Source organism: Ensifer sp. NM-2, from assembly GCF_003024455.1.
In the GTDB taxonomy this organism is placed as follows: domain Bacteria; phylum Pseudomonadota; class Alphaproteobacteria; order Rhizobiales; family Rhizobiaceae; genus Ensifer; species Ensifer canadensis.
In genome coordinates this window covers 1-475 of record NZ_PVZR01000132.1, presented here as the reverse complement: position 1 = coordinate 475, position 475 = coordinate 1, and the positions used below count along the sequence as shown (strand labels likewise).

General features: G+C 63.8%; 2 pseudogenes. Both read right to left on the bottom strand.

The features are described from left to right. A pseudogene (locus C6558_RS39130) lies at window positions 1–181 on the bottom strand (electron transfer flavoprotein subunit alpha/FixB family protein); the annotation flags it as partial. A gap of 24 nt (window positions 182–205) precedes the next feature. Beyond that, window positions 206–475, bottom strand: a pseudogene (locus C6558_RS39125) (electron transfer flavoprotein subunit beta/FixA family protein); the annotation flags it as partial.

Below are 475 nucleotides of genomic sequence, written 5' to 3'. Positions count from 1 at the left end.
CGGCCACCAGCACCTTGGCAACGCCGGAAAGCTTGGCGGCCTGGTCGGCAGCCGCCTTGGCACCGGCACCGGCCACCAGCACATGCACGTCGCCGCCGATTTTGGCGGCCGCCGTCAGCGCCTTTGCCGTCTGGTCGGAAAGGTGGCTGCCGTCGTGGTCAGCCAAAAGCAGAATAGCCATGGTTTTGTTCTCCCTTTCCAGTGCTCAGAGTACGCCGGCTTCGGTCTTGAGCTTTTCGACCAGTTCGGCCACCGACTTGACCTTGATGCCGGCCTTGCGGCCTTCCGGCTCCTCGGTCTTCAGCACCTTCAGCCGCGCGGTCGTGTCGACGCCGAAGTCGGCAGGGATCTTTTTGTCGAGCGGCTTCTTCTTCGCCTTCATGATGTTGGGAAGCGAGGCATAACGCGGCTCGTTCAGGCGCAGGTCGGTGGTCACCACCGCCGGCAGCTTGATGTCGATCGTCTGCAGGCCGCC